22 protein-coding genes and 2 pseudogenes are annotated in these 23,412 nt (G+C 72.2%); 14 read left to right on the top strand and 10 right to left on the bottom strand.

Annotated features, from left to right (window positions below):
* Nucleotides 1-36 precede the first annotated feature (36 nt).
* Nucleotides 37-1,074, top strand: a complete 1,038-nt coding sequence (locus tag ACZ4N4_RS09600) for a bile acid:sodium symporter family protein (RefSeq protein WP_467586309.1) — start codon at nt 37-39, stop codon at nt 1,072-1,074.
* Between the two features lie 7 nt (nt 1,075-1,081).
* Here the strand turns inward: ACZ4N4_RS09600 and ACZ4N4_RS09605 are convergent, their stop codons facing one another.
* Nucleotides 1,082-2,401, bottom strand: coding sequence for a HAMP domain-containing sensor histidine kinase (locus ACZ4N4_RS09605; RefSeq protein WP_467586312.1), 1,320 nt, complete (start codon nt 2,399-2,401; stop codon nt 1,082-1,084).
* Nucleotides 2,402-2,559: 158 nt separating this feature from the next.
* Here ACZ4N4_RS09605 and ACZ4N4_RS09610 point away from each other — a divergent pair, with 158 nt between their 5' ends.
* Genes ACZ4N4_RS09610 through ACZ4N4_RS09630 form a run of 5 tightly spaced genes read left to right on the top strand, consistent with a single transcriptional unit; the run spans nt 2,560 to nt 8,013 of the window.
* Nucleotides 2,560-3,180 (top strand): hypothetical protein, encoded by a 621-nt coding sequence (locus ACZ4N4_RS09610; protein ID WP_467586315.1) that lies wholly within the window; start codon nt 2,560-2,562, stop codon nt 3,178-3,180.
* Between the two features lie 5 nt (nt 3,181-3,185).
* The gene (locus ACZ4N4_RS09615) at nt 3,186-3,917 is read left to right on the top strand and encodes an ABC transporter ATP-binding protein (RefSeq protein WP_168218172.1); all 732 of its coding nucleotides are present in this window, start codon (nt 3,186-3,188) and stop codon (nt 3,915-3,917) included.
* The gene (locus ACZ4N4_RS09620) at nt 3,904-4,593 is read left to right on the top strand and encodes an ABC transporter ATP-binding protein (protein ID WP_467586318.1); all 690 of its coding nucleotides are present in this window, start codon (nt 3,904-3,906) and stop codon (nt 4,591-4,593) included. Before ACZ4N4_RS09615 ends, ACZ4N4_RS09620 begins: the two co-directional genes overlap by 14 nt.
* A complete protein-coding gene (locus tag ACZ4N4_RS09625; protein WP_467586321.1) occupies nt 4,590-7,232 on the top strand; it encodes an ABC transporter permease in 2,643 nt (880 codons plus the stop codon). The genes ACZ4N4_RS09620 and ACZ4N4_RS09625 overlap by 4 nt, the downstream gene beginning before the upstream one ends.
* Nucleotides 7,233-7,284: 52 nt before the next feature.
* Nucleotides 7,285-8,013, top strand: coding sequence for a response regulator transcription factor (locus ACZ4N4_RS09630; RefSeq protein WP_467586324.1), 729 nt, complete (start codon nt 7,285-7,287; stop codon nt 8,011-8,013).
* 63 nt (nt 8,014-8,076) lie between these two features.
* On the opposite strand, the gene ACZ4N4_RS09635 is transcribed toward ACZ4N4_RS09630, so the two are convergent.
* The 7 genes and pseudogenes from ACZ4N4_RS09635 to ACZ4N4_RS09665 form a co-directional block, all read right to left on the bottom strand.
* Nucleotides 8,077-8,745: a response regulator gene (locus ACZ4N4_RS09635; protein WP_467586326.1), complete on the bottom strand. Its 669-nt coding sequence runs from the start codon at nt 8,743-8,745 to the stop codon at nt 8,077-8,079.
* Nucleotides 8,742-10,022 carry a sensor histidine kinase gene (locus ACZ4N4_RS09640; RefSeq protein WP_467586329.1) on the bottom strand — a complete coding sequence of 427 codons (1,281 nt, stop codon included), beginning with the start codon at nt 10,020-10,022 and terminating at the stop codon, nt 8,742-8,744. Before ACZ4N4_RS09640 ends, ACZ4N4_RS09635 begins: the two co-directional genes overlap by 4 nt.
* Before the next feature lie 27 nt (nt 10,023-10,049).
* The gene (locus ACZ4N4_RS09645) at nt 10,050-10,889 is read right to left on the bottom strand and encodes an ABC transporter permease (protein ID WP_467586332.1); all 840 of its coding nucleotides are present in this window, start codon (nt 10,887-10,889) and stop codon (nt 10,050-10,052) included.
* Entirely contained in the window at nt 10,886-11,824 is a 939-nt protein-coding gene (locus tag ACZ4N4_RS09650; protein ID WP_467586334.1) for an ABC transporter ATP-binding protein, read from the bottom strand. Before ACZ4N4_RS09650 ends, ACZ4N4_RS09645 begins: the two co-directional genes overlap by 4 nt.
* A gap of 374 nt (nt 11,825-12,198) precedes the next feature.
* A pseudogene (locus ACZ4N4_RS09655) lies at nt 12,199-12,415 on the bottom strand (lysylphosphatidylglycerol synthase domain-containing protein); the annotation flags it as partial.
* 306 nt (nt 12,416-12,721) lie between these two features.
* Nucleotides 12,722-13,651 (bottom strand): M56 family metallopeptidase, encoded by a 930-nt coding sequence (locus tag ACZ4N4_RS09660; protein WP_467586337.1) that lies wholly within the window; start codon nt 13,649-13,651, stop codon nt 12,722-12,724.
* Entirely contained in the window at nt 13,648-14,019 is a 372-nt protein-coding gene (locus ACZ4N4_RS09665) for a BlaI/MecI/CopY family transcriptional regulator (RefSeq protein ID WP_467586340.1), read from the bottom strand. The genes ACZ4N4_RS09660 and ACZ4N4_RS09665 overlap by 4 nt, the downstream gene beginning before the upstream one ends.
* Before the next feature lie 116 nt (nt 14,020-14,135).
* On the opposite strand from ACZ4N4_RS09665, the gene ACZ4N4_RS09670 reads away from it, so the two are divergent.
* From ACZ4N4_RS09670 to ACZ4N4_RS09690, 5 genes are all read left to right on the top strand, one after another.
* Nucleotides 14,136-14,822 carry a DedA family protein gene (locus tag ACZ4N4_RS09670; RefSeq protein WP_467586343.1) on the top strand — a complete coding sequence of 229 codons (687 nt, stop codon included), beginning with the start codon at nt 14,136-14,138 and terminating at the stop codon, nt 14,820-14,822.
* Complete coding sequence (locus ACZ4N4_RS09675) at nt 14,819-15,424, top strand: phosphatase PAP2 family protein (RefSeq protein WP_467586345.1); 606 nt, start codon at nt 14,819-14,821, stop codon at nt 15,422-15,424. The genes ACZ4N4_RS09670 and ACZ4N4_RS09675 overlap by 4 nt, the downstream gene beginning before the upstream one ends.
* Nucleotides 15,421-16,233: a phosphatase PAP2 family protein gene (locus ACZ4N4_RS09680; protein WP_467586347.1), complete on the top strand. Its 813-nt coding sequence runs from the start codon at nt 15,421-15,423 to the stop codon at nt 16,231-16,233. The genes ACZ4N4_RS09675 and ACZ4N4_RS09680 overlap by 4 nt, the downstream gene beginning before the upstream one ends.
* Nucleotides 16,187-16,849 (top strand): response regulator transcription factor, encoded by a 663-nt coding sequence (locus ACZ4N4_RS09685; RefSeq protein WP_358496229.1) that lies wholly within the window; start codon nt 16,187-16,189, stop codon nt 16,847-16,849. The genes ACZ4N4_RS09680 and ACZ4N4_RS09685 overlap by 47 nt, the downstream gene beginning before the upstream one ends.
* Before the next feature lie 1,162 nt (nt 16,850-18,011).
* Nucleotides 18,012-18,218, top strand: a complete 207-nt coding sequence (locus ACZ4N4_RS09690) for a sensor histidine kinase (RefSeq protein ID WP_402087835.1) — start codon at nt 18,012-18,014, stop codon at nt 18,216-18,218.
* Nucleotides 18,219-18,246: 28 nt separating this feature from the next.
* Here the strand turns inward: ACZ4N4_RS09690 and ACZ4N4_RS09695 are convergent, their stop codons facing one another.
* Nucleotides 18,247-19,038 carry a COG4705 family protein gene (locus tag ACZ4N4_RS09695; RefSeq protein WP_358496232.1) on the bottom strand — a complete coding sequence of 264 codons (792 nt, stop codon included), beginning with the start codon at nt 19,036-19,038 and terminating at the stop codon, nt 18,247-18,249.
* Nucleotides 19,039-19,574: 536 nt separating this feature from the next.
* Between ACZ4N4_RS09695 and ACZ4N4_RS09700 the strand changes: the two genes are divergently transcribed.
* Nucleotides 19,575-20,723, top strand: a complete 1,149-nt coding sequence (locus ACZ4N4_RS09700) for a serine hydrolase domain-containing protein (protein WP_467586350.1) — start codon at nt 19,575-19,577, stop codon at nt 20,721-20,723.
* A 30-nt stretch (nt 20,724-20,753) separates the two neighbouring features.
* Here the strand turns inward: ACZ4N4_RS09700 and ACZ4N4_RS09705 are convergent.
* Nucleotides 20,754-21,077: pseudogene (locus tag ACZ4N4_RS09705) on the bottom strand (transposase); the annotation flags it as partial.
* Between ACZ4N4_RS09705 and ACZ4N4_RS09710 the strand changes: the two are divergent.
* Complete coding sequence (locus ACZ4N4_RS09710) at nt 21,073-21,855, top strand: helix-turn-helix transcriptional regulator (RefSeq protein WP_467587674.1); 783 nt, start codon at nt 21,073-21,075, stop codon at nt 21,853-21,855. The pseudogene ACZ4N4_RS09705 and the gene ACZ4N4_RS09710 overlap by 5 nt on opposite strands.
* Nucleotides 21,856-22,850: 995 nt before the next feature.
* Complete coding sequence (locus tag ACZ4N4_RS09715; protein ID WP_467586353.1) at nt 22,851-23,384, top strand: TetR/AcrR family transcriptional regulator; 534 nt, start codon at nt 22,851-22,853, stop codon at nt 23,382-23,384.
* The last annotated feature ends 28 nt before the right edge of the window (nt 23,385-23,412 follow it).

The raw sequence follows: 23,412 nt of genomic DNA on the forward strand, positions 1-23,412 counted from the left end.
CGGCCCCGCCGGGTCCGTCTGATCACGATGGGGTGCATGCACACCCGCGCCGCGTCCTGGCTGCGGCACCGGCTCGGCCGCGCCGTCGTCCTGTCCTATGCCCTCGCCCTGTTCCTGCCCGGACCCGGCCTGTGGCTGCGCCGCCCCCACCCCCTGCCGACCCCGTCGCACCCGACGCTGCACACCGCACCGCTCCTGCTGTCCCTGGTGCTGTTCTCGGCCGGCCTCCAGGTCCCCGTCCGCGCGCTGGGTGCCCTGCTGCGGCATCCGAAGGCCCTGCTCGCCGGTCTCGTGCTGCACCTCGTGATCCCAATGGCGGTCGTGCCGTTCGTCGCCTTCCTCCTGCGGCGCACCCCGGACGCCGACGGCGGCAGCGGACTGCTCACGGCGATGATCCTCGTCGTGGCGATGCCCGTCGCCGCCGGGGCGACCGTGTGGACCGACAAGGGCGAGGGAGATCAGCCGACGATGGTGGGCCTCGTCCTGGCCTCCACCCTGCTCAGCCCGCTCACCACCCCCGTGCTGCTGGCGACGCTGTCGCCGCTGCTCAGCGGCGGTTACGCGCACACCCTCGCCGCGACCGGCCGGCTGGCCCAGGGTGGATTCACCCTCACCGCCGTGGTCCTTCCCTGCGCGGCGGGCCTGCTGGGTGCACTCGTTCTGCCCGCGCGACGGCTGGGCCGCCTGGTCACGACGGTGGCGCCGTCGGCCATGGCCGGTTCGCTGGTCCTGACCTACGTCAACGCCAGCGGCGCCCTCGGATCCGTCCTCACCCGGCCACGCCCGCTGCTGTTCGCCGCCGCTCTGGCCGTGGCCGCCCTGGTCTGCCTGCTCTCCTTCGTCCTCGGCCGGGTCGCCGCCCGCCTCCTGCGGCTGGAGGCGGCTACCGCCTCGTCACTGACGCTCGCCTGCGGCATGAACAACAGCAGCGCGAGCGCGGTGCTGATCACCGCGTCTCTGCCCGACAAACCGCACCTGCTGCTGCCGGTCCTCGCCTACGGGCTGCTGCAGAAGACCGCCGCGAACCGGATCGTCACCCGGCTGCGACCGGCTCCCACCGCAGCAGGCGCCTGAACCCTCCTCAGCCGTCGCCCTCGGAGCCAGGCTCCTCGCGGCGTACGGGGATGAGCAGGGTGAAGGTGGCTGGACGGCGGCCGGTCAGGGAGAGTCTGCCGCCCAGGGACACGGCCAGATCGCGGGCGAGGGACAGGCCGATGCCGGAGCCCTCCCCCGCGCCGGTGCGGCCGCGGTCGAACAGCCGGGACGCCTCGCCGTCCACCGCGCCCTCGTCGGTCACGTCGAAGGCGACGGCCTCCCCGAGATCGCGGGCCGTGAGGCGCACGGTGCCGCGCCCGTGGACGCGCGCGTTCTCCAGCAGGACGCCGAGGATCTCGGTGACCGGGGCGCCGAGGACGCGAACGTCGTCCCCCGTCTCAAGGGCTCCTGCCTCCAGGCGTCTGCCGTCGCGGGCGAACAGTCCGTGCCAGCGCTCCTCGGTCTCGCGTAGCAGCTGTGACACGGGCGTGTCCGGGGCGGGCCGACGCGGCAGGCCATGGAAGCGGGACAGGCGCAGCACCTCCTCCACCGTGCGGTGCAGGCGGCGCGTGGTGGCCAGGGCCTCCTCCAGGGCGGGCCGCAGCCGGGCGTCGTCGTCCTGGGCGATCCCCGCCTCCAGGGTGAGCTGCAGACCGGTGAGCGGGGTGCGCAGCTGGTGGGAGGCGTTGGCGGTGAAGTCGCGCTCGCGGCGCAGGAGTTCGGTCAGGCTGTGCAGCATCTCGTTGTGGGTGCGCGCGACCTGGTCGATCTCGTCCACGCTGCTGGGCGCGGCCCGGGCGCTCAGGTCGCCGGCGGTGACGGCCCGGCAGTGCCGGGAAAGGTCCTCCAGCGGCGCGGCCAGCACCCGCGCCTGCCGGCGGGCGACGAGGACGGCCACGGTCAGCGCGAGGGCGCAGACCCCGGCGAGGACCGCCCAGGCGATCAGGACACGGTCGCGTACGGCGGCTGCGGGCGAGGAGGCGCGTACGACGCCGATCACATGCTCGGCGTGTGAGACGGGTACCGCGACGACCAGGTCACCGCCCGGCCGGCCGCGTACCACCTCCGCGGCCAGCGCCCGTCGCACGGCCGTGTCGCCGGTGTGGGGGCCGGTGCCGGCCCGCAGCCGCAGCGAGGGGTCGTACAGACCGAGACGGCCGTCGGGCGGTGGCGCGGGCAGTTCCACGGGGTCGCCGGTCACGTAGTCCGGGCTGACGCGTACCGCCCCCGACAGAGCCGCCCGCTCCAGGGTGTCGCGCTGGTCGGCGTACAGGGACGACCTGATCGCCAGGGCCAGCGGGACGGCGAGGAGGACGACGGCGACCAGGGCGGCGGTGAGGGCGACTCGCACCACGCGCTGTCTCATGCCCCCATCCTGCGGGTCCCCGGCCGGTCCGTGAGCGGTCCGCCACGCGCTTTTGCCGTCGTCTAACCGTCGGCGTGCGGGGCGTTAACCGACGGCTCTCTAGCGTCGGTGACATGGCAGGAGAGCAGGCCCCGGCAGTTCCTCGGAAAGGCAGTGGCATGTCGTACAAACGCAACTCCGCCGGCCTCGTCGCGGTGACGGTGGTCGCGGCGGTGATCGCAGGGTGCTCCGGAGCGTCGTCCGGGGCGCATTCCGGCTCCGGTGCGACGGCCCCGGTGCGGGCGAATCCAGCCCCCACCGAGTCGAACCCACCCGGGGACATCCCCGACAACCAGGTGTTCGTGACCTACCGTCCCACCGGCGGCTTCACCGGGTTCACGGTGAAGGTGCCGGAGGGCTGGGCCCGTACCGGCGAGGGCGGTGCGACCGTCTTCACGGACAAGCTGAACAGCGTCACCATCGCTACGGCCAGCGCCTCCACCGCCCCGACCGTCACCTCCGTCAAGAACACGGTGGTACCTCAACTACGTCGGCAGGTCCCGAAGTTCGCATCGCCGAAGGTGTCGCAGGTGACCCGTAAGGCGGGCCCCGTCGTCCTTCTCACCTACCAGGGCGACTCGGCCAAGGACCCGGTCACCGGCAAGGTGGTGCGGGACACATTCGAGCGGTACGCCTTCTACCGGCAGGGGCACGAGGTGGACCTGACGCTGTCCGGCCCGGTCAACGCCGACAACGTCGATCCGTGGCGGATCGTCAGCGACTCGTTCGCGTGGCGGTGAGGGCCATGCGCGCCGATCCGTCGGACGACGACGTGGTGCTGGCCGCCCGGGAGCTCTACCGCTTCTACCGGGCCGGTGAGGAGGAGACGCTCGCGTTGCGCGGAGTGTCACTGCGGGTGCGGCGCGGGGAGACGGTCGCCGTCGTCGGCCCGTCGGGGGCGGGCAAGTCGACCCTGCTGGCGTGCCTGGCCGGGCTCGACGAGCCGTCGGGCGGCGAGGTCCGGGTGGCGGGCGTGCGCATCAGCCACCGGCCCGAGACCGAACGCGCCCGGCTGCGCGCGCGTCATGTGGGCGTGCTTCTGCAGTCCCGCAACCTGCTGCCGCATCTGACCGTGCGCGACAACATCCGGCTCGCCCAGCACGCGGTGCGCGGCCGTCCCACGGTGCGGGCCGGGGCGCTGCTGGAACAGGTGGGGCTCGGGCGGCGGGCGGGCGCGCTGCCGCGGCAGCTGTCCGGCGGTGAGCTGGCCCGGGCCGGGCTCGCCGTCGCGCTGGCCAACTCCCCGGCCGTGCTGCTGGCCGACGAGCCGACCGGTGAACTGGACGGTGTGACCGAGGAGTTGGTGCTGCGGATGCTGCGGGACCGGACGGCGGACGGCTGCGCGGTGCTGATCGTGACGCACAGCGCGGAAGCGGTGCGGGGCGCCGACCGAGTGATCACACTGGACGAGGGGCGAGCTCACGAGGGATGCGAGGGAACCGCTCAAACCGAGGAGAGCAGCCATGTCCTCCGCTGACCTGCTCGTCTCCTGCCGGGGCGTCGCGCTCACCTTCGGCCGGGGCCCCACCGCCGTGGTGGCGGTGCACGGCACCGACCTGGACGTGCGCTCCGGCGAGCGGCTGGCGATCGTGGGTCCGTCCGGGTCGGGGAAGTCGTCCCTGCTCCATCTGCTGGCCGGGCTCGAAGACCCCACCAGCGGCACGATCACCCGGCCAGGGCTCCACGGGCCGCGGGACGTGGGCCTGGTCTTCCAGGCAGAGAGCCTCATCCCCGCCCTCGACGTCACGGAGAACACCGCGCTGCCGCTCGTCCTGGCGGGACGCCCGCAGGAAGAAACCCACCGTCCGGTCGCCGAGGCGCTCGACGTGGTCGGCGCGGCCGGGCTGGCCGACCGGCTGCCCGACGAGATCTCCGGCGGCCAGGCCCAGCGGGTGGCCGTGGCCCGCGTGCTGGCGCAGGCGCCGCGGCTGATCCTCGCCGACGAACCCACCGGCCGCCTCGACCACGCCACCGGCGCCCGTGTCCTGGACGCCCTGCTCGCGGCGGCCGACCGGACGGGGGCGGCCCTCGTCGTCACCACCCACGACCCCGCCGTCGCCGCCCGGCTCACCGTTCGGCGGGGCATGCGCGACGGCCGACTGCTCGCACCCGAAGCACCGCACGCGCCGGACCCACGAGGGAGCCTGTCATGATCACCGCCTGGGCGGGCGGACTGGCCCGCCACCGCATCGGACGGCTCCTGGCCGCCGTCGCCGGGATCGCCCTCGCCGTCGCCCTGGTCGCCGCGCTCGGCTCCTTCCTCACCGCGTCCAAGGCGACCATGACCCACCGGGCGGTCCGCTCGGTCGCCGTGGACTGGCAGGTCGAGGTACAGCCGGGCGCCGACCCGAACGCCGTCCGGTCGCTGGTGCAGGCCGCCGGCGGCACCCGGGCCGCCCTGCCCGTCGGCTTCGCCCGCACCACCGTTTTCACCGCCACCGTGGGAGGCAGCACCCAGACCACCGGCCCCGGCGTCGCGCTCGGCCTGCCGGCCGGCTACCGCAGTCACTTCCCCGACGAACTGCGCACGCTCTCCGGCTCCGGCACCGGCGTCCTGCTCGCCCAGCAGACCGCATCCAACCTGCACGCCGCCCCCGGCGACACCATCGGCGTACGGCTGCCCGGCGCCGGACTGCGGCAGGTGCGGGTGGACGGCGTGGTCGACCTGCCCCAGGCCGACTCGCTGTTCCAGAAGATCGGCGCGCCCCCGCAGTCCCAGCCGACCGCTCCCCCGGACAACGTCGTCCTCCTGCCCGCCGCCCGGTTCGCCTCCCTCACCCGGGGAGCCACCGACGTCACCACCCAGATCCACGTGGCCCGCGACGCGAAGCTGCCGGCCGACCCGGCCGCCGCCTTCTCCTCCGTGACGGGTGCCGCACACAACCTGGAGGCCAAGTCGGCCGGCTCCGCGCTCGTCGGCAACAACCTCGGCGCCGCCCTCGACTCCGCCCGCCAGGACGCCCTCTACGCCCAGATCCTCTTCCTCTTCCTCGGCGTCCCCGGCGCCGTCCTGGCCGCCGCCCTGACCGTGGCGGTCGCCTCGGCAGGCGGCGAACGGCGCCGCCGGGAACAGGGCCTGCTGCGGCTGCGCGGGCTGCGTCCCCGCCAGATCACCGCGCTCGCGGGCCTGGAGGCCGCGCTGGTCGGGGCCGTCGGCGGCCTGACGGGTCTCGGACTCGCCGCGCTGACCGGCCGCCTCGCCTTCAGCGCCGCCTCCTTCGGCGCGGGCGCGGGCACCTGGGCCCTCTGGTACGCCGTCGCCTTCGTCCTCGGCGTGGCCGTGGCCGCCGCTGCCGTGCTCGTGCCCGCCCTGCGGGACCTGCGCACGGTGACCGTCGCCGACACCAGGCGGGAGCCGCGCGGGTCGCGCTCGCCCTGGTGGCTGCGGTACGGCCTGGACTTCGCGCTGCTGACCGGCTCCTGGCTGGTCTTCCGCGCCTCCTCCGGCAACCAGTACGCCCTCGTCCTCGCCCCGGAGGGCGTGCCCAGCGTCTCCGTCTCCTACTGGGCGTTCCTCGGCCCGGCCCTGCTGTGGCTGGGCGCGGCCCTGCTGCTGTGGCGGCTGACCCTGCTGGTCCTCGCCCACGGCCGACCGGCCCTGGCCCGCCTAGCCCGACCGCTGACCGCGACCCTCGCCACGACCACTGCGGCCGTGCTGTCCCGCCGCCGGCGGCCGCTGGCCCGCTCCGTGGTGCTGCTCGCCCTCGCCATGTCGTTCGCGATCTCCACGGCCGTCTTCAACTCCACCTACCGTCAGCAGTCCGAGGTCGACGCCCGCCTCACCAACGGCGCGGACGTCACCGTCACCGAACCGCCCGGCGCACAGGTCCGCCCGGGCGCGGCCGACACGCTGAAGGTCTCCGGCGTCCGGCACGTCGAGCCCCTCCAGCACCGCTACGCCTACGTCGGCGCCGACCTCCAGGACCTCTACGGTGTCCGGCCAGCCACCGTCGCCAGGGCGACCTCGCTCCAGGACGCCTACTTCTCGGGCGGCACGGCCGCGCAACTGATGCGCCGGCTCGCCCAGCGACCCGACAACCTGCTGGTCAGCGCGGAGACCGTGCACGACTTCCAGCTCTCCCCCGGCGACACCGTCAACCTCCGCATCCAGGACGCCCGTACGAAGGCCCTGCGCACTGTGCCCTTCCACTATGCCGGGATCGTCAAGGAGTTCCCGACCGCGCCGAAGGACAGCTTCTTCGTCGCCAACGCCGCCTATGTGGCGAGGGCGACCGGCAGCGACGCGGTCGGCGCCTTCCTGCTCGACACGAGCGGCAGCCACCAGCAGCAGATCGCCGCGCATCTGCGCAAGCAGCTGGGCACCGGCGCCACGGTCACCGACCTCACGCAGACGCGCGGCACGGTCGGCACCAGTCTGACCTCCGTCGACCTGGCCGGACTCACCCGGATCGAGCTGGCCTTCGCGGTGCTGCTGGCCGCCGGGGCGGGAGGGCTCGTCCTCGCCCTGGGCCTCGCCGAACGCCGCCGTACCTTCGCCGTGGCCACCGTCATCGGCGCGAAGAGCGGCCAACTGCGTGGCATGGTCCTCACCGAGGCCCTGCTGCTGGCCACCGGCGGCCTGGCGGGCGGCGCCCTCATCGGCTGGGCCCTGTCCGAGATGCTCGTGAAGGTCCTGACCGGCGTCTTCGACCCGCCGCCCGCGAGCCTGGCGGTGCCGGGCGGCTACCTGGCCCTGACCGCGGGCGCGGCCGTCGTCGCCGTACTGGCAGCCGCCCTGAACGGCATCCGCAGCGCCGGCCGGCCCGCCGTGGAGGAGCTGCGTGACCTGTGAGCGGACGGGAGCGGACGGGCCGCGCGCGTCACCCGCTCCTACGCTGTCCAGCATGCGTACGCACGCGACCGCCGATCCGAGCCGTCACCGCGTCCTCGTCGTCGAGGACGACGACACCATCGGCCGCCACCTGGAGACCGGCCTGCGTGGCAACGGCTACGCACCGACCTGGAGCCGGACGGGCTCCGCAGCGCTGGCCGAGGCCACGCGGGCGCCGTACGACGTGCTGCTGCTCGACCTGGGACTGCCCGACATGGACGGTCTGGACGTCGCGCGCGCCGTGCGCGCCCGGCACCCGGACCTGCTGATCGTCATCCTGACGGCCCGCACGGACGACATCGACGTCATCGCCGGGCTGGACGCGGGGGCCGACGACTACCTCGTCAAGCCCTTCAGCCTGACCGTGCTGCTCGCGCGGCTCCGCGCCCATCTGCGCCGCCGGGTCGTCGCCACGCCACCGCAGGAACCCGTCCGGCTGGCCGACCTCGTCCTCGACGCCGTGGCCCGACGCTGCACACTGCGCGACGCGGACATCGACCTGCGTCCCAAGGAGTTCGACCTGCTCGCCGTCCTCGCCCGGCATGCTGGGGAGGCAGTCTCCCGGGAGACCCTGATGGCCGAGGTCTGGGACGAGAACTGGTTCGGCTCCACCAAGACCCTCGACGTCACCATGGCCGGCCTGCGCCGACGCCTCGCGCAGGCCGCCGGCGCCTCGGTCCCGCCCGTCAGCCTGCCCCGCATCACCACCCTGCGCGGGCACGGCTACCGCCTGGAACTCTGACGGGCCCCGCGGCGCGGCAGCAGCGAGCAGGCCGCCGGTCTTCCCGGCCGCCGCTCATCGGGTTCAGTCCGCGTTGGGCCGGGCGAGGCCGTGGTCGTAGGCGAAGATCACGGCCTGGATCCGGTCGCGGGCCCCGATCTTGGCCAGGACGCGGCCGACGTGGGTCTTGACGGTCGACTCGGAGAGCACGAACCGGGCGGCGATCTCGCCATTGGTCCAGCCCTTGCCGACGGCGACGAGGATCTCCCGCTCGCGGTCGGTGAGGGAGACGAGCCTCGGGTCCTCGGCGGCGTCACCCCGGTGGGCGGGGACGTACTGGGCGAACTCGTCCAGGAGGCGGCGAGTGAGGGTGGGCGCGATCACGGCGTCGCCGCAGGCGACGGCGCGGATCCCCGCGAAGAGCTCGTCGGGGCGCGCGTCCTTGAGGAGGAAGCCGCTGGCCCCTGCCCGGATCGCGGCGTGGACGTACTCGTCGAGGTCGAACGTCGTGAGTACGAGGACGCGTGAACGGCCGCCGGCGGCGACGATGCGGCGGGTGGCCTCGATGCCGTCCATGCCGGGCATGCGGACGTCCATCAGGACGACGTCCGGGCGCAGTTCGGCGGCCTTGCGGACGGCCTCCGCGCCGTGGGCGGCCTCCCCGACGACGTCGGTCTCGGGGACGGAGTCCAGGAGCAGGTGGAAGCCGTAGCGTTGCAGCGGCTGGTCGTCCACGATGAGGACAGTGGTCACCGGTCACCGCCCCGGGGCGTGAGGTCGAGGACGGCTTCGACGCTCCATCCTCCGCCGCCCGTCGGCCCCGCGCTGACGGTGCCTCCGTACAGAGCGGCTCTTTCTCGCATGCCCACCAGGCCGTGCCCTTCCTCGTTCGGCGGTCCCGGCTGTGCGGCCGGGCCGGTGTCCTGGACCCGGATGCTCAGCCGGGTGTCCGTCACGGCGACCGCCAGGTGCACCCGGGCGTCGTCGGCGGCGTGCTTCATGGTGTTGGTGAGGGCTTCCTGGACGATGCGGTACACCGTCAGCTGGACCCCGCCGTCCAGGGCCTCGACGTCGCCGGAGGTCCGGTAGACGACCTCCAGTCCGGCGGCGCGCACCGTGGCGCACAGCGCGCCGATGTCCGCGATGCCGGGCTGCGGGCTGAGCTCGGGCCCGCCGACCGGGCCGTCCCCGGCCTCGCGCAGTACGCCGAGCACGCGCCGCAGCTCGCCGAGGGCCTGCCGGCCGGTGTCGCCGATGAGCTGCAGGGCTTCCTTGCCCCGTTCGGGGGCGACGTCCGTGGCGTAGGCACCGGCATCGGCGAGCGTGATGATGACGGACAGGTTGTGGCCGACGATGTCGTGCATCTCGCGGGCGACCCGGGTGCGTTCGGTGGCGGCCGCGAGTCTGCTGCGCTGGTCGCGCTCGATCTCCAGCCGGGCCGCCCGCTCCCGCAGACCGGCCAGCTGGGCCCGGCGAATCCGCACCATCAGGCCGAGTGCCACGGCCGCCGTCGCCGTGCTCAGCAGGAAGAACAGCGCGTCCCAGACGGAGACGGCCAAGGACGCGCGGACCGCGACCAGCGCCATGGCTCCCGCCATGGCCGCGCAGGCCCACGGCAGCTGCCGCAGCCGACCGTGCAGGGCCAGGCTGTACAGGGCGACGAAGAGCGCGACGTCCGCGCGCAGCGCCGCGCCCAGGGACCATTGGAGGACGAACACCGCGGCGATGACCCCGAAAGCCACCATGGGCTTGCGCCGCCGCCACAGCAAGGGCAGCACGAGTCCTGCCTGCAGTGCCAGCATTCCCGCGAGGGGCAGCTCGGTGAAGGCGAGCCGGAAGCGGCGCGGGCCGTCGCCGTCGTCCACACCGTCGCGCAGCAGGTCGGGCAGGCAGAACATCAGGAGGACCACAGCCACGACCACGGTGTCCAGCACCCAGGGATGTGTCCGGTCGGCCTGCCGCAACCGCTGGCCGCCCCGGGACAGCCGGGCGACCAGCGGTCCCATACCGCTGATGTCATCGGTGGTCACGGACGTCACCTGTCCATGGTGCGGGCGTCAGACGTCGGTGCGCGCGAGCCGGTACGCCGCGCCGCCCAGCGCAAGCGCCGTCCAGCACAGGAAGACCAGCAGTCCGGCGCCCGGCGACAGGGACGTCGAGTCGTGGGTCAGCGCGAACATCGACTCACCCGCGTTGGACGGCAGGTAGGGGCTGATGTCGTCCCGCCAGGAACTCGGCAACAGGGAGACCAGCCCCGGGATCAGCATCAGAGCCGCCACCAGCACCGAGATGCCCCCGGCCACGGACCGCAGCAGCGCGCCCAGCGCCACGCCGATCACCCCGACCAGGCCGAGGTAGAGCCCGGCGCCCAGCAGACTCCGCAGTACACCGGCGTGCGAGAGGCTCATCGCCGCGGGCGTGCCCGAGACGATTCCACTGCCGAACAGGAAGGCGACGAACCCACCCACCGTCCCCACGACCAGTGCGACCAGCCCGAACACGGCCGCCTTCGACCACAGCACAGGCAGCCGGCGGGGCACCGCCGCGAGCGTGGAGCGGATCATGCCGGTCGAGTACTCTCCCGCCGTGACCAGCACGCCGAGCACGCCCAGGGCGAGCTGGGCGAAGTTCGTACCGAAGAGGGACAGGCTGACGGCCGTCGAGTCGGCGAAGTCCCGGTCCATGTGGCCGGAGTCCATCCCCGACTTGTAGCGGCTCGCGGAGATCAGGCCGAAGGCCACCAGGAACAGCAGGCCGAGGCCCAGGGTGATCCAGGTCGAGCGCAGGGACCACAGCTTGGCCCACTCGGAGGCGAGCACGCGCCTTCCTGTCACCCGGTAGGCGGGGCGGACGGACGTGATCCTGGGTTCCTCCGCGGTCGCGGTGAGGGTGCTCATGCGGGCCTCCCGAGGGTGTCGATGCCGGTCGTGGTGCCGTGGTACTCCACGGCATCCCTGGTCAGGTCCATGAACGCCTCCTCCAGCGAGACGCTTCGCGCGCTCAGCTCGAACAGCGCGATGCCGTGTTCGGCGGCCCTCAGCCCGATCTCGCGGGCGGTCAGCCCGGTCACCTGCAGCTCCTCGGAACCGATCCGGCCGGTGACATCGACGTCCGGCCCGGCGAGTACGTCCCGCAGCCGTGCCGGATCCTGGGTGACGACCTTCACCGTGTCCCCGCCGGCCTCGCGGATCAGGTCTGCCACGGTCGTGTCGGCCAGCAGCCGCCCGCGTCCCACGATGATGAGGTGGTCCGCGACCAGGGCCATCTCGCTCATCAGGTGGGAGGACACGAACACCGTCCGGCCCTCGTCGGCGAGCCCTTTCAGGAGGTTGCGGATCCAGAGCACTCCTTCCGGGTCCAGCCCGTTGACCGGCTCATCGAGCATCACCGTCTGCGGATCGCCCAGCAGCGCCGCCGCGATGCCCAGCCGCTGGCCCATCCCGAGGGAGAAGGCGCCGGCGCGCTTCTTCGCCACACTGTCGAGTCCGGCAAGGCCGATGACCTCGTCGACCCGGCTGCCGGGAATGCCGTGGGTGAGCGCGAGTGCCTTGAGGTGGTTGTACGCCGAGCGGCCCGGGTGGATCGACTTGGCCTCCAGTAGGGCGCCGACCTCCTGCAGCGGGGCCTGGTGGCGGGCGTAGTGGTGGCCGTTCACGGTGACGGAGCCGCTGGTCGGGGCGTCGAGGCCGACGATCATGCGCATGGTCGTGGACTTGCCCGCGCCGTTGGGTCCCAGGAAGCCGGTCACCGTACCGGGCTTCACCACGAAGTCCAGCCCGTCGACGGCCGTCTTCTCGCCGTACCTCTTGGTCAACCGCCGTGCGTCGATCATTCGCGTTCTCCCTGTCGGGCTCCGGCGTCCGTCACTTCGGACGCCTCACCGGCAACGCTAGGCGCCGAATCACCCGGATCCGGTGGTACCGGGAGGCTGAACCGCGGCGGGCGCGTGGTACCGCGGTACTACGTGGCCAGCTGCGCTGCGTTCCGTATTCGTCAGCCCCACAGCCGTCACAGCAGGCGTCCTCCCAGCGCCTGCGGCATAGAGGCCCCAGAAAGGCGCTCGTCATGACGTGCGGCGGGGGAAAGGCGGGACCAGCGAGACCAGAGCTCGCGCTGGGGTACAACTCACCAGGCGCCGCCAGGACGGCAAGGGGCGCCGGCAGGGTCGACGTGGATCACGCATTCCGTTGGCACCAGCCCGCATCGCAGGACGGAGCGGCGAACCAGCAGCCCCAGCACCAGTAGGCCGGGGAACAGCGGCAGCCAGGCCGTCAGCGGCCGGTAGCCGAAGGCCGCCGACAGGGCCGCGGCTCCCGGCACCCCTGCCGCGGTGAGCGTCAGCACGAGCGCCGCGTCCAGCGGACCCAGACCCCCCGGGGTGGGGCAGCAGTACGGCGGCGCCACTGGCAAGGAGATACGCCAGGCGGTCGGGGGCCGCGTGTCCACCGCCCGCGCCCTCGCTCGGGCAGCGCTCGCGGCCGCCGCCGGAAGCCGCCGCACGGACTCGGCTTCAGCGACCTCGCGGTCTCCCGCCATGTCGCCGCCCTCCAGACCGCCGCGCCCGGTGGCCGCTGGCGGTGACCGTTCTGGCGCTCGGCGCCCTCACCGCGCTGGGCGCCGCAGACGCAACCGGCGACCTGCTCCGGCTGCCGGAGCCGGTCCTCGCCTGAGGATGATCACGCGGCGGGCCGGTTGCGCATCCGGCGGAGGGCCTCCGGGGCCGAACCGGTCAGGGAGCCTCCTCGCCCTGGGCGACCTCGACCTCGTGGTGCAAGTCGACGACGCCTGCCGCCCCGGCGACGACGGACAGGACCGTGCAGGCCACGAGGAGGAACGCGGTACGACGGGTGGTCCGCAGGCGCGTCCGGGGGGGTGCGAGAAGCGCCGCGACGCGTTGCGGCACCGGTCCGGTCGTCGCCGCGGGTGCGAAGTCCGGTCGGGTGGAAGGGGAGGCATTTCCGGCGAGGGCGGCGCGGGCGATGGCCGTAGCGATCAGGCGCCGGTCTCCGGTGACCTCGGCGGCGACCTCGTCGGCAGCCCGCTCGGCGGCGAACCGGATGGTGGCGCGGGTGGCGCGCAGGGCGGGGTGGCAGTGGGCGGCGAGTTCGGCTGCGGCCAGGAAGTAGTGATGGCCGGCGCGGTTGTGAGCGCGTTCATGGGCGAAGAGGGCCTCACGCTCGGCAGATCCCAGACTGCGCAGCATGGCGGTGGTGACGACGATGCGGTGGGGCCGGCCGGGCAGAGCGTACGCGTCCGGATCGGGCGATTCGATCACGCACAGGTCACCTGCGGCGGGGCGGCGGTCGGCCTGCGTACGGGCTGCGCGGAAGGCGCGGGTCTGCCGGAAGGCTGAGCGCACGAGGGTCCAGACGCTGAGGGTGAGCACCCCGGTGGCCGCCGTGGCGGCGGGGAGGACGAAGTAGTCCGAGGCGGTCCGCAGGGGGTGGACGAGCTCACCGAGGGGGGTGAAGGCGGGGAGTGTGAGCAGTCCGGTCAGGACGAGGGCCCCCAGGGCGGCGACGCAGGCTCCCGCCAGCGCCAGGGTCGAGGCGGTGAGGACCCACAGTGCGGTGGCGGGGGCCAGTCGGTCGAGGGTTCGGCGGGCCAGCGTCGGCGCGAGGAAGGGAAGGATCAGCGGGAGGAGCAGCAGAGCGGTCATCGCTCGTCACCCTCCAGCAGCCGGCGCAGGTGCTGCTCGTCGCCGGGACTGAGCTGAGCCACGAAGCGGGCCAGGACCGTCTCCCGGTCGGCATCCCGGTCGAGTTCGGTGTGCATGCGCCGGGCTGTAAGGCCGGGCGCGTCCTGGACGGGGAAGTAGGCGTAGCCGCGGCCCCGCCGCTCCCGGTCGACGACGCCCTTCTCGTGCAGACGGGTCAGTATCGTCGCCACCGTCGTCCGGGCCAGGCCGGAGCCGAGCTCGGTCCGCACCCGCCCTGGTGTGAGCGGAGCCCCGGCGGCCCACAGCGCGGCCATGACGGCGGCCTCAAGCTCGCCTGCCGGCCGCCTCTCGCCCCTCGCGTCGGTCATGGAACGTTCCTCACTCCGCCATCGTCTACAGTTCAATAGACCGTCTACAGGATTGTAGTCAGTCGCCGGATGCCGCCGCGCCACCGTTCCGCCGCATCCGACAGTCCGGAAGAACGATGAAGGAGCCCCCGACGATGACCACAGCCATGCATCTATCGTCGCAGCTCGCCGTCAATGTGCTGGACGCGCGGTCGCTGCTGTCCGCGTTCGGCGTGCTGGGCGTGGGTGTGGTCCTGTTCGCCGAGACCGGTCTGCTCATCGGCTTCTTCCTCCCGGGCGACTCGCTGCTGTTCACGGCCGGTCTGCTGTGCACCGGCACCGCCGGGAGCGGCCTGAAGCTGTCACTCGCCCCGCTCCTGGTCGCCGCGGCGGTGGGAGCGCTGGCCGGCTCACAGTGCGGATACCTCTTGGGCCGTCGAGCGGGCGGCGCCCTGCTCTCCCGCAGCCGCTCGGCCCGCCTGCACGAGGGGGCGAGACGCGCGGAGGAGCTGCTGGAGCGCTACGGGTACGCGAAGGCGATCGTCCTGGCCCGCTTCGTTCCGGTGGTGCGCACGGTTTTGAACCCGATGGCGGGCGCCCTGCGGGTGCCGGTTCGCACGTTCACCGTCTGGCAGGTGACCGGCGGGCTGGTGTGGAGCCTGGGGCTCACCCTGGCGGGCTACGCGCTGGGCTCCTCCGTGCCGAATGTGGACCGCTATCTGCTGCCGATGGTCGCGGTGATCGTGGGCCTCTCGCTGATTCCGGTCGCCTCCGAGGTATACCGCTCGCGCCGGGACGCGAAGGCGAAGGAGGCACGCGGATGATCATCGCCCTTGACGGCTCGTCGGTCGACGGCTCGGCCTACACCGACGTAGTGAACCTCGCCAGGAGCTCCCCCGTCTGGCTGGACGACACGGTGTCGGCCTGGTCGACGTACGGGCTCGCCCTGTTCGCGGTGCTCATGGCCGTCGGCTGGTGGCGCGCCCGGCGTGTGGGCGCCACCGCCTCGGTGACGGCGCTCGCCGTGCCGTTCGTCGTGGTCGTGGCCTTCGGTGTGGACGCGGTACTGAAGCTGCTGGTGCGCGAGGACCGGCCCTGCCAGAGCCTGCGGGTGACCACGCTGGAGGCGTGTCCGGCACCTGGCGACTGGTCCTTCCCCAGCAACCACGCGGCCATCGCCGCCGCGGCGGCCGTCGCCCTGCTGTTCGTCTCCCGCCGACTCGGCGCGGTCGCCGTGGTGGCCGCCTGCGCGATGGCCGTCTCGCGTGTCTGGGTGGGCGCGCACTACCCCCACGACGTGCTGACCGGGGTCGTGGTGGGCGCCGTGGCCGCCCTGCTCCTCATGTCGGCACTGCGCGGGCGTGCGGAGGCCGCAGCCCTGCGGCTCGCGGCCACCCGTCTGCGTCCGCTGCTGGTGGTGTCGTGAAGCGCGGCGAGGCCGCCGAACTGGCCGGCAGCTGCGGGCTCGGAGCGTGGACGGCGTTCGGCGTGCTGACCATGGTCGTAGTGGGCCACGACGGCACACCGCTATTCGCGGACGCCGACCTCCTCTCGTGGTCCGTCGGCCACCGGCCCGACGTGGCGGTGGCGCTCGCCCGCGGGCTGACCGACACCGGGACCGGTGCCGTCCCGTACGCGCTGGCGGTGCTGGCCGCGCTCATCGCGGGGCGCACCCCACGGCAGCGCACGCTCGCCGTGGCGCTCTGTCTGGGCTGCCTCGGTGCGGGCCAGGCGCTGCGGTACGCGGTGATGGCACTCGTCACCCGGCCGCGACCGCCCCTGACGGACTGGGCGGCGCATGCCTCGGGATGGGCGTTCCCGTCCGGTCACACCACCACGGCGGCCCTCACCGCGGGACTGCTGATCATCGCCATCCGCATACGCGGCCCGCGTGGCAGGACTGTGCTCACCCTGGTCATCGGCGGCTGGGGTGCGTCGGTCGGGCTGACCCGCGTCTACCTCGGGGTGCACTGGTTCACCGACGTCGTCGGCGGCTGGCTGTTCGCCCTCGGGTGGCTCGGCCTGTGCCTGAGCGCCGTGGCCCGCTGGCTCCCCGACCGTTGGGCCCCCGGCGCGACGGACACGGACTCGGCGCGCGGGACGGCAGAACCGACGGGCAGCACGGCAGGGGGCCGAACGCACACGGCAGCGGAACAGACGGACGTGGCACGAGAGCAGAGGGAGGACCATGCGTCAGACGATCCTGGTCGTCGAGGACGATCACGCCCTGCGTGACGTGCTGATGCGCGGACTGCGCGACGAGGACTTCGACCCCGTGCCCGCACCGGACGGTGCCACCGCCCTACGACTGGCCACCCCCGACATCTCCGCCACCGTGCTCGACATCGGGCTGCCCGACGCCGACGGGAGGGACGTGTGCCAGGCGATGCGCGCGAACGGATTCCTCTCCCCCGTCATCTTCCTGACCGCCCACCACCGGCTGAGCGACCGGCTGTCCGGGTTCTCGGCCGGAGGCGACGACTATCTGCCCAAGCCGTTCCACCTTGCCGAACTCGCAGCCCGCCTGCGCGCAGCCCTCAAACGGGCCGCACCGCCACCCGCTGCCGCAGCGGGAGATCTGGCACTGGACGCCATCCGGCACACGGTCAGCGTCCGAGGCATCCGAGTCGACCTGACACCGACCGAGTTCCGCCTCCTGGCGGCGCTCATGGCGGCTTCCGGCGGCATCGTGCGCCGCTGCGAGCTGGTCCGGGCGGCCTGGCCGGAGGGTGCCCACGTGCACGACAACACCCTCGACCAGTATCTGACCCGCCTGCGACGCAAGCTGCGCGAGGCGGGCAGCGACCGGACGATCGGCACTGCCCGCGGGGTCGGCCACCGCCTGTCATGAGCGGGTTCCGCCACCGGCTACGGCCCGCCGTGACCGGTGTCCTCCACCGTCTGGCACCCCGAACTCTGCGCGGCCGGCTGTCCCTGGTGGCCCTCACCACGGCCGCGCTACTGATGCTGGTCCTCACCGTCGCCTTCAACGCCGTGGCCCAGCACCGCCTCCAGCACCAGGCGGACGACGAACTGTGCACCCGCGCCTCCGTCGCGACGACCACCGACACCACCGGCACCACCGTACGAGTCCTGGAAACGTCCAACGACGCCCTCCTCGACACCAACGCGTGGATCTACGCCGGCCGACGCCTGCTGAAAGAGCCGCCGAACGCCGGCCGCCTCACCCGCGTCGCCGACGCCCTTACCGGGCGCGGCGGGCGGCGGTGCGTCACCGCCGACGTGGACAGCCCTCTCCGGCTGTGCTCGCAGCCGGTGTCCACGGACAAGAGCGGGGCCCTGGTGGTCACCGCGCTCGGCCTCTCCCCCTACCGGAGTTCGGCCGACACCCTGCTCCTGGGATCGCTCGCGCAGGACGTCATGATGCTCGCCTGCACCTACGCCCTGACCCGGCTGGCAGTAGGCCGCGCGTTGCGCCCGGTCCGCACGATGACCGACCAGGCCACCCAGTGGAGCGCCGTCGCCTCCGAAGAACGCTTCGGCCATACCCGGCACCCGGCCGAACTCGCGCGCCTCGGTACATCACTGGACGCCATACTGGACCGCAGCCGCACCCTCCTGCGCCACGAGCGGCAGCTCACCGGGGAACTCTCGCACGGGCTGTGCATACCCCTGAGCCGGATCATCGCCGAACTCGACTGGTGGCGGACCCGCCCCCGCACCGCCGACGAGACCCACGCCACCCACAAGGTGACCACGGAAGCCGCCCAGACCCTGCGCACATCTGCGACACCCTCCTCGACGACGGCCCGCAGTGGCACACTCACCGCTCCCGGCCCCGCCGAGATCCTCTCCGCGCTGCGACGCCTCACCGAAGTCCTCAACACGTCGCAGCACTTGACGATCGCCGTTGACGGCCCGCTTCTGGAGGCTGGAGTCCCACCCACCCTCCTGGAACACATCGTCAGCCCGCTCCTGACCAACGCCTGCCGCTACGCCCGCTCCATCGCCATCCGTGCTGTCGCGCACCCGACGGCGTACGCGTCGACGTCATCGACGACGGGCCCGGCGTACCGCCCCCGTTCGCCGGACAACTCTTCGAGCCCGGCCGACGCGCGGATCCCGGCGACGGACACAGCGGAGCGGGCCTGGGACTGCCGCTGGCGCGACGCCTGGCCCGCTCCGTCGGCGGCGAGGTGACCTACGATCCCGGGCACCCGCCCGGGGCACGGTTCGTGGTCAGCCTGCCCGCCGGGTGACCGCGCCGCACTCGACGCCACCGGCGTGTCATGGCGTGATGTCGCGCTGAACGTCCTTGCGGGAGACGGCCAGGTAGCCGACGAAGCCGAGGATGGCCACCGTCCAGGACAGCGTGACCGGCCCCAGGCCCAGGTCGAGTCCGCCCCTGCCGTGGCCGAGGGCCATCCAGTCGGCGACAGAGGCACCGAGCGGGCGGGTGATGACGTACGCGGCCCAGAACGCGGCCACCGCGTTCAGGCTCCCCCACCGATGGGCGACGGCCGGAACGGCGATCGCAGCTGCGTACAGGACGGCGGAGCCCAGGTAGCCGAGGCCGATCGTGGCGGTGAGGTCGCCGGCGGCGGTTCCGAGAGCGAACGTGGCCAGCACGGCGGCCCAGTAGAAGCTCTCGCGGCGCCGGGTGTGGATGCTGTGGATGGACAGGGTGCGCTCGCTGCGGTGCCAGAGGGCGAAGACGGCGGCCAGCGCGGCCATGAAGAACGGGGTCGACAGCGTGTACGGCACGCCGAGGCCGACGTGCAGGACGTCGGCGGCCATGGTGCCGAACACGCTGACCATGACGATCGCCGTCCAGTAGACCCAGGCCACGTACCGACGGACGGCGAACTGCACCGCCAGAGCGGCCACCAGGGCGATGCCGCCGAGGCCGACAGCGGGGATCGGGCCGACCAGGTGGGCCAGGAAGTCGGACGCCGTCTCGCCCATCCCGGTGGTCAGCACCTTGATGATCCAGAAGTAGACAGTCACCTCCGGCACCTTGCTCGCCGCGTGACGGATGTGGCCCACGGGCCGGTTGTGAGTGAGGTGATCAGTCGACATGACAGGCACCATGACACGGTGCCCAGTGCTCGCCCCAGACCCCTTTGCCAGGGTTTTGGCGCTTCCAGTACGGGAGTTGCCCGAGGCAGGACCGAACCTGAAAGCGACCTGAACACAGAAGCAGATGCACTGGTCAGCAGCGTGCCGCCAGTGATATCGGCTGCCTCCCGGCACCGGTCCGGCCATTGAGAAGCAGGACGCGACAGTTGGCTCGCCCAACGGCCGGACATCGATCCCGTGATCGGTTCGAATCCGGTCAGGTGCGTCTGAACGCCGCTGGGCGAGGACGATCAGACGGTCATCGACGACGAGGGCGAGCACGGTGTCGTCGGCATTCTCCAGCGTCGCCTCCCGCAGACGGACGCAGCCGCCGCGGTTGGCCGCCGGCGAGATCACAGGCCGCCCGCCCCGACCGGTTCCACGTCCTGGCGCTGGCTGCACAGGCAAGACCGACGTGCACGGCAAGCCGAGCAGTGATGATTCCTGGCCTGTGCGGGAGTCTGTCTTTCGACAGCAAGCTTCTGGAAGGCAGCCTCATGACGACCCTGCACGACTTGCTCGAAGCCCACGTTGGTGCCGGTACGCTCCCGGGAGCCGTTGGCCTCGTGGCCCGGGGTGACCAGGTCGAGGTGGCGGCCGTCGGCGCGCACGACGCCGGTGGCGGCGCCCCGATGGCGAGGGACTCCATCTTCCGGGGCGCCTCGATCACCAAGTCCGTCACCGCGGCCGCCCTGCTGATCCTCGTGGAGGAGGGCACGATCGCACTGGACGACCCGATCGGGATGTGGCTGCCGGAGCTGGGGAAGCCGGTCGTCGTACGCACGCCGGCGAGCCCGGTGGACGACGTGGTGCCGGCCGACCGGCCCATCACCGTATTCGACGTGCTGGCCTCCCAGGCCGGGTACGGATTCCCCTCCGACTTCACACTGCCGGCGGTGCAGGAGTTGTTCACGGTGCAGAAGGACGGCCGGGTGCCGAGCAACTTCCCGCCGGCCGACGAGTGGATGGCGGCGCTCGGCCGCATCCCGCTGCTGTACCAGCCCGGCGCTGCCTGGCTGTACGACACCTGCTCCGTCCTGCAAGGGGTATTGATCTCGCGGGTCACCGGACAGCCGCTGCCGGAGTTCCTGACGGAGCGGATCTTCGGGCCGCTGGGCATGGTGGACACCGGCTTCGAGGTGCCGGCCGCCAAGCGGGACCGGTTCACCAGCTTCTACAGGCCAGGCGACGACGGCAGCCTGGAACTCGCCGACGGCCCGGACGGCGAGTGGAGCAGCCTGCCCGCGCTACCGCTCGGCAATGGCGGGCTGGCCTCGACCGCCGACGACTGGCTGGCCTTCTGCCGGATGTTGCTGGCCGGCGGGATGGCGGCCGACGGCCGCCGGGTGCTGTCGGCCGACTCCGTACGCATGATGACCACCGACCATACTAATCCGGCCCAGCGCGACATCGGCCGACTGTTCCTGGAGGGCCAGGGCTGGGGCTTCGGCGGCTCGGTCGACATCGACCGGTCCAACCCGTGGAATGTGCCCGGCCGTTACGGCTGGATCGGCGGCACGGGCACAGCGGCGCACGTCGTCCCGGCCACGGGTGCGGTCACCATCCTGCTGACTCAGGTAGCAGCGATGGGTCCCGTGCCGGCACCGGTGATCAGGGAGTTCTGGCGGTACGCGGCGGACGCCTGACACAACTGCCCCTGCAAAGGGGACGCTGGGTACCGTCCTGACCAGGTGGAAGACCTCGCAGGCCGCATAGCACTTGAGGCTTCGGACTATCTCGCGCCGGGTCTTGCCCTCCTTGCTGCGACGTTCGCAGTAGGTGCGCGGGTCGACGCGCAGGCGAGTCTGCGCAATCCGGTGCAGAGCCGCATTCGCTTGCCGGTCGCCGCCCCGGCTGAGGCGACGGTACTGCCGACTGCCCGAGGAACGCTCGACCGGGCTGCCCCCGCAGAGCGCCGCGAACGACGCCTCACTACCCAGGCGTTCCGGGATGTCCCCCACCGTGATCAGCAAAGTGACGGCCGTGTCCGGACCAATGCCTGGTCTGCGGCGCGAAGAGGTGGCCTTGCTCGCAGGGGTGAGCATCGACTATTCCGTCCGCCTGGAGCGCGGCAACCTCAAGGGCGTCTCCGACACAGTCCTCGACTCACTCGCTCAAGCCCTGCAGCTCGATGCGGCAGAGCGCGCGCATCTGCGCGATCTGGCGCTCGCCTCGAACTCTGGCCCGCGACGCCGTCGGCCCTCCGACCGACAGCAGATCACAGCGAACGTGCAGCGGGCCCTGGCCGCGATGACGGACGTGCCCGCCATCGTCCGCCTCGACATCGTCGCCGCCAATCCGCTCGGCTTCGCCCTGTACGCACCCATGTTCTCCGGCGGGAAAAGACGCCCGCGAACATCGCCCGGTTCAAGTTCTCGACCCCAGGGGGCGCGAGTTCTTCGGCTGCAATTGGGACGAGTCCATGAACAACACAGTCGCCCTGCGCATACCGAGGCCGGAATGGCTCCGCACGACAAGAGGCTGACCGACCTCATCGGCGAACTGGTGACGCGCAGCGAAGAGTTCCGTACCACCTGGGCAAAGCACAACGTGCGCCTGCACCATTCGGGCAGTAAACAGTTCCACCACCCGGCCGTCGGGGATCTCGCACTCGACTTCGACGCCATGCAGTTCCCCGCCAGACCCGGCCTCACGCTCGGCGTCATGAGCGCGCCACCCGGCTCCGTCAGCGAAGACGCTCTCAAACTCCTCGCCACATGGGCCGCCACCCCTGAAGAGGCGGGGCTGGCACACCTTCTGGTCACGCCCGAGGCATGAAGCAAGACCACGCCCCGACCGTCCAGGTGGTGACCGCCCGTTGGGTCGATGAGCAGGAACGGCCTTACGGGAGGTCAGCTGACGGTGTGGGGGTAGGGACTCGGACCCTGGTGGCTTGTGTAGGCAGTGCGCGGACCAAGGTCGGGCATCGGCGGCCCGCAGTTCCTTCAGCTTCCGGACCTGCTGGGCGAGTGCGATCGCAAAGCAGCTGCACGCCGCACGCGCCAAAGGAGCCCGGAACACATAAGGTGCCGACCTCATCGTGCGCGGCAGCGCAGCCGATCTCACGGCGAAGCGGCAGTAGAACGCTCCGCTGCCGCTTCGCCGTCTCACGGCTCCGCGCAGAGTCCCCTCAGCGGTCCCCGGCGGGGCTGCGCCGTATCACTCGCGTATCACAAAGGGATCACCAACTGGGTGGCCCCTCACGGACCAGGAACCCCTGACCTGCTATTTCATGCCCACGCTGGACTGACGTGGACGCCCTTGGACGGTTCCTACAACCTGTGCCAGGTGGTACCCAGGGAGGGACCCAGGATCAGGACGGGAGCCTCTTCTGGCCCGTCAAAGCGGTATTGCAGGGTGTTCGGTGGTGTCTCGCTCACCCGTCTGACCCTCTCATGCGTCACGAAATCTGACATCGCCGGTCCGAACCTGAGGGCTCTCGCTCCTGCGGCCCCGGTGGGTTCGTCGGAAAACCCTCTCAAATCTCGCCGACCAGCGGATTGAGTGCCAGACGGTGAACGAGTTCCGTCTTCTCCTGTCAAAGAACCGACCATTGTGGCGACTTCGCGAAGGTTCCCGATATCCGGTTTCACATATCCCTTCTTTATGGCGTTCGCATTCCCGTGCCGCAAGATGGACCCAGCACAGGGCGGCGGACCGGGCACCCGTAACCGGGCAGCGACGCGGGCGCCGGTTGACAGGAGGGCAGTACGCTGAGCGGCCGGATCGACCCGCGCATCACCCGGACCACCCAGGCCTTCGAGCGGGCCATCGTGGAACTCGCCTCGGAGCGGCCGGTCTCCCAGATCAGCGTCGCCGAACTGGCCGAGCGCGCGGGGGTCACCCGAGCCACCTTCTACAACCGCTACAGCACTCCGCTGGAGCTGCTCATCCAGGTCCTCGACGCCGACCTTGACCGTGGTCACCGGCTGGAGGACGAGCGGGCGCGGCACGGGCACTCGGCCGGCGATCTGCTGCGGCTGACCACCGCGGAAGTGGGCAACCATGTCGAACGGTTCCGGGCGGTCTACCGGCTCTCCCTCGGCGATCCGGCGGCCAGCGGGGTCTACGAGGCGCTCGTGCGCCACTTCAGCGAGTACGCCCTGGCGTTCATGGCGCGCGCCGACCGTTCCGCGCTGCCCGACGCCAACCCGCAGGTGATCGCCCAGTTCATGGCGCACGGTTTCGCCGGTGCCATCAAGGCCTGGCTCGACGACCCCTCGGTCACCAAGGACGACATGGTCGACGCGGCCGTGGCCTGCGCTCCGGCGTGGTGGGCGCGCGGGTATCTGCCGCGTTCGTCCTGACCCGGTCGCGGTACGCCCTTTCCCGGGT

The sequence above is a fragment of the Streptomyces sp. NPDC026538 genome (assembly GCF_055567535.1).